Annotated in this window: 6 protein-coding genes; 5 read left to right on the top strand and 1 reads right to left on the bottom strand. The window is 49.2% G+C overall.

Annotated features, from left to right (window positions below; translation table 11 throughout):
• Positions 1 to 55 precede the first annotated feature (55 nt).
• On the top strand, positions 56 to 763 hold the full coding sequence (gene bioD / locus AC6R1A_RS17445) for a dethiobiotin synthase (protein ID WP_500638874.1): 708 nt from the start codon (positions 56 to 58) through the stop codon (positions 761 to 763).
• A gap of 100 nt (positions 764 to 863) precedes the next feature.
• On the opposite strand, the gene AC6R1A_RS17440 is transcribed toward bioD, so the two are convergent.
• Positions 864 to 1,031, bottom strand: a complete 168-nt coding sequence (locus AC6R1A_RS17440) for a hypothetical protein (RefSeq protein WP_500637240.1) — start codon at positions 1,029 to 1,031, stop codon at positions 864 to 866.
• 370 nt (positions 1,032 to 1,401) lie between these two features.
• On the opposite strand from AC6R1A_RS17440, the gene htpX reads away from it, so the two are divergent.
• The 4 genes from htpX to AC6R1A_RS17420 all read left to right on the top strand — a co-directional run.
• Entirely contained in the window at positions 1,402 to 2,262 is an 861-nt protein-coding gene (gene htpX / locus AC6R1A_RS17435) for a protease HtpX (RefSeq protein WP_334550795.1), read from the top strand.
• A gap of 214 nt (positions 2,263 to 2,476) precedes the next feature.
• Complete coding sequence (locus AC6R1A_RS17430) at positions 2,477 to 2,896, top strand: nuclear transport factor 2 family protein (protein ID WP_500632635.1); 420 nt, start codon at positions 2,477 to 2,479, stop codon at positions 2,894 to 2,896.
• Positions 2,893 to 3,621 (top strand): SDR family NAD(P)-dependent oxidoreductase, encoded by a 729-nt coding sequence (locus tag AC6R1A_RS17425; protein ID WP_500632634.1) that lies wholly within the window; start codon positions 2,893 to 2,895, stop codon positions 3,619 to 3,621. Before AC6R1A_RS17430 ends, AC6R1A_RS17425 begins: the two co-directional genes overlap by 4 nt.
• A 47-nt stretch (positions 3,622 to 3,668) precedes the next feature.
• Positions 3,669 to 4,651 (top strand): NAD(P)/FAD-dependent oxidoreductase (locus AC6R1A_RS17420; protein ID WP_500646211.1); only part of this gene is annotated, 983 nt, incomplete at its 3' end.

Genomic DNA, 4,651 nt, shown 5'->3' with positions numbered 1-4,651 from the left:
ACCAAGAGGGGTTGTTACCCGCAACTTATCAGGTTTGTTTAGGGGTTATACATCGATGATTGATGCTTTTTTTATTGCTGGTACGGATACCGATGTGGGCAAAACGGTTGCTTCTAAAGCAATCCTCAACGCTTTAGCCGAGAAAGGAATAAAGACAATTGGCTACAAGCCGGTTGCGGCTGGAAGCGAACAGACAGAATTTGGACTGCGTAACTCAGACGCGCTCTATTTACAAAGCGCTGCAACGTTGGATGTCGCCTATGAAGACGTCAACCCGTATGCGCTAGAGCTACCCGCGTCACCACATATTGCGGCGCAGCGCGAAAATGTGACGATTGATTACGCGGTGCTGAGCGATAAGTTGGCGCAACACAAGCAAAATGCGCAGATGGTCCTTGTCGAAGGCGCGGGCGGCTGGCGCGTACCTGTGTCCGAAAGTGACTGTTTATCGACTTGGGTCGTGCAAGAAAAGCTGCCGGTGGTACTGGTGGTGGGTATTAAGCTGGGCTGTTTGAGTCACGCGATGTTGACGCTAGATGCCATCAAAGCCGATGGTCTTGACGTCATTGGCTGGGTTGCAAACCGCGTCAACCCGGGCACAGAGCATTATCGTGACATCATTGAAATGCTTGAGAACAAGATTGACGCACCTAAAATCGGCGAGATTCCATACGTGCCGGGCGTCAAACGCAAAGATTTGGCAAAATACATCAATGTTGAGCCGTTGATTGCTGGTGCGACCTCACCTTTGTTAGAAGTGTGATCGGTTTTAGGCGATAACCGCACTGAAGAGACAAAAAGGGCAGCCGTGTGGCTGCCCTCTCTCGTTGCGTCTTTATCCGATGCGTTTATGTCGTTGCCGTTTACTGCTCTTCGCTTAGCCCCAGCATGGCTTGCTGCATTTCCATTGCGTGGTTCTGCGCTGATTGCCCCAAGGCTAACCCCAGTTGTTGTTTGGCCTCATCCTCAGACAATCCTAAGTGACAACGAAGCATATCAATAGCCATTTGATAGTTGTTAGTTTCAACCATGATGTCGTTCCCTTATCCATGGAAGTGAAAATCTGTTTGAAATCTACCATGAAACCAAGATGCAGCAATAAGACCAAAGTCTAATGGTGTTTGGTTGGCCTGTTGAATGATACAAGATAGAGGTGAAAAAGTGCTGTGACATCAAATGTTTCAATTTGCCACTTAACGTTATTGAGAAAAGGAATACACTCTCTTTATCCCTGATAAATTGTGGGGTGCGTCATACTTAGCCTGAAATAATTCCTATGCTAGGTATTGATATTGAGTCAATGTGCCCACAATTCATCTACAACAGGTCATTTGCAACAGTTCATTCAGAACAGGCGATGGATCTGTTCACTGTCAGCTTTTGCGTGGAGAAGAGTAAATAATGAAGCGTGTCATGTTATTTCTAGCGACCAACTTAGCCGTTATCCTTGTGCTTAGTGTGGTGCTTAATATCGTTTATGCGACCACCGGTTTGCAGCCAGGTAGCCTATCGGGCTTGCTGGTAATGGCGGCGGTATTTGGTTTCGGCGGTTCGTTCATTTCTCTCTTGATGTCTAAGAGTATGGCGCTTCGCTCCGTTGGTGGCATGGTAATTGAAAGCCCACGCAACGAAACAGAACACTGGCTGCTTGAAACCGTAAAACGTCAATCTGACCAAGTGGGCATCGGTATGCCGACAGTGGCCATTTATGATTCTCCTGATATCAATGCTTTTGCGACAGGCGCTAAGCGTGATGACTCTCTGGTCGCGGTATCGACCGGTCTTTTGCACAACATGACCCGCGATGAAGCGGAAGCTGTGTTGGCACACGAAGTGAGCCACATCGCCAACGGTGATATGGTCACCATGACCTTGATGCAAGGTGTGGTGAATACCTTTGTGATCTTCTTGTCACGCTTTATTGCCAATATCGTCTCGTCGAACCGCGACGAAGAGGGCGGCAGTAGCATGATGGTCTACTTCGGCGTCTCTATGGTGTTGGAATTGGTGTTTGGTTTCCTCGCGAGCTTTATTACCATGTGGTACAGCCGTCACCGTGAGTTCCACGCCGATGCGGGTGCGGCGAATTTGGTTGGCAAACACAAGATGATTGCCGCACTTGAGCGCCTTAAAGTGAGCCACGAGTCTCAACTCGAAGGATCGATGATGGCCTTTGGTATTAACGGTAAGCGCTCAATGACCGAACTGCTTATGAGCCACCCTCCATTGGATAAGCGCATCGCCGCACTGCGCAACTCATAACGCTTATCTCGTCATAAAGACAACTTAATTGACTGAAAAGGCTTGGTTTATCACCAAGCCTTTTTTTGATCTTATTCGCTAAGCAGACGTACAAGCTGGCAATAGAAAGTTGTACAAAAAATAATTTGTACAACTTTTGATGTTCAACTAAGGTTATATAAGTTGTACATTAAATAAAAATGTATAACTTGTGTGAATGTAAGATGGAGGCGAAATGGACGTCCAGTCAGTCGGCAATATCTATCAGCAACTCGATAAGCATAATCTGGTGTTGCTTGAGCAGGTCTATCACCAAAATGTGGTATTTGAAGATGCCGCGCATCGAATGGAAGGCTGGCCTGAGCTTGAGCGCTACTTCCAGTCGCTTTATAGCAATGTCCAGCGCTGCGAGTTTGATATTCAGCACGCCCAACAAAGCGGCGATATGGGTTTTTTAACTTGGGTGATGACGTTGGAGCACCCCAAATTGTCCAAAGGCAAGCCTGTTGCTGTCAATGGCGTGTCTCATCTTAAATTTGCCGATGGCAAAGTGATTTACCATCGCGACTACTTCGATCTTGGTGAAATGTTGTACGAAAACTTGCCTATTTTGGGTAGCGTCATTAAATCGATCAAACTGAGGCTCGGACAATGAAGACCGTTCTCATCACGGGGGCGACCTCTGGCATCGGCAAGCAGCTGGCGATGGATTACGCCCGCGACCACTGGCAGGTGATCGCTTGTGGTCGAAACGAGCAAGCGCTCGCAGAGCTGGCGCAGCAATTTGAGACGATAACGCCACTGCGGTTTGATGTCACCGATCTCGCGCAGACAACTCAAGCCATCGACTCCCTCGAGAACACACCGGACGTATGGCTGCTCAGCGCCGGAGATTGTGAGTACATCGATGATGGTGTGATGGATGCTGCTCTGTTCGAGCGCATTTTTGCGATTAATGTGATGGGGGTGGTCAATCTCGTCACCGCCGCGCAATCGCATTTTTCACCAGGGCAACGTGTCGCAATTTTGGGTTCGATCGCCAGTGAAGTCGCCTTGCCAAGGGCAGAAGCTTATGGCGCCTCAAAAGCGGCGGTTAGCTATCTCGCCCGCACGCTGCAGTTGGATCTCAAGTCCAAAGGCGTTGATGTCACGATCATTTTTCCAGGCTTTGTCAAAACGCCGCTCACGGACAAAAACACGTTTGATATGCCGATGATGGTTTCGGTGCAATCGGCATCGGACTCAATTCGACGAGGTTTGGAAAAGGGGGTGTCGACGCTCTATTTCCCCAAACGATTCACCACGCTACTGCGCGTTTTTGGTTCGTTGCCTTATCGTTGGCAAACCGCGCTGGTCAGCCGACTACTCGGCTCGCGTTGAACGCATTCGCTGCATAGATAACAGGATAGGGAACAAGGATAACAACAATGAAAATAGCAATCATCGGCTCGGGTATTTCAGGTTTAACCTGTGGTTACTACCTACACCCAAACCACGACATCACCGTGTTTGAAGCCAACGACTATGTAGGTGGGCATACCGCCACGGTGGATGTGGAGGTTGAAGGGCGCACCTACGCGGTAGATACCGGCTTTATTGTTTACAACGATCGCACTTACCCCAATTTCATCCAGTTGATGCAGGAGATTGGCGTGCGTGGCAGACCGAGCCAGATGAGCTTCAGTGTGAGAAACGACGACAATAGACTGGAGTATAACGGCCACACACTCACAACCTTGTTTGCCCAGAAGCGAAATTGGCTTCGCCCGAGGTTCTATCGTTTTATTTTCGAGATTTTGCGCTTTAACCGTTTAGTGAAAGCGCAAGCACAGGCCAGTCAAGAGAGTGCTCTGACCCTTGGGGAGTTCCTTACTCTACATGAATTCAGTGACTATTTTTGTACGAACTATATTTTGCCGATGGGCGCCGCGATTTGGTCATCAACGTTGGCGGATATGCGCGCCTTCCCACTCGGTTTCTTCGCCCGCTTTTTCCTCAATCACGGCTTGCTGGACGTCACCAACCGCCCGCAATGGTATGTGATTGAGGGAGGATCGCGTGAGTACATCGACCCTCTGACCCAAGGCTTCAAAGAAAGAATTCGTTTGAACACGCCTGTCACTCGTGTCACGCGTGATTCGGCAGGCGTGACGATTCACTATGTTGACCGAAGCGCGAAGCAAAGCGAACAGTGCCAGTCTGAACGTTTCGATCAGGTTATTTTTGCTTGTCACAGTGATCAAGCGCTCGCGATGTTGGCTGATGCCAGTGAAAGCGAAACCTCAGTGCTGAGCCATCTTGCCTATCAAGCCAACGAAGTGATTTTGCATACAGACGAGGCGTTGCTCCCGACTCGCAAAGCTGCATGGGCGTCTTGGAACTACTGGATTGAAGGTGGAGACGGCCAGCA

It is taken from the genome of Vibrio sp. R10-SG3-ISO3 (genome assembly GCF_059834225.1).
Note: the sequence above shows the minus strand (reverse complement) of the source record. Positions and strands in the feature narration are given on the sequence as shown.

Excerpts from the sequence above, each read along its gene's own strand:
- AC6R1A_RS17430 (WP_500632635.1), top strand. The coding sequence starts at position 2,477 with ATGGACGTCCAGTCAGTCGGCAATATCTATCAGCAACTCGATAAGCAT.
- AC6R1A_RS17425 (WP_500632634.1), top strand. The coding sequence starts at position 2,893 with ATGAAGACCGTTCTCATCACGGGGGCGACCTCTGGCATCGGCAAGCAG.
- bioD (WP_500638874.1), top strand. The coding sequence starts at position 56 with ATGATTGATGCTTTTTTTATTGCTGGTACGGATACCGATGTGGGCAAA.
- htpX (WP_334550795.1), top strand. The coding sequence starts at position 1,402 with ATGAAGCGTGTCATGTTATTTCTAGCGACCAACTTAGCCGTTATCCTT.
- AC6R1A_RS17440 (WP_500637240.1), bottom strand. The coding sequence starts at position 1,031 with ATGGTTGAAACTAACAACTATCAAATGGCTATTGATATGCTTCGTTGT.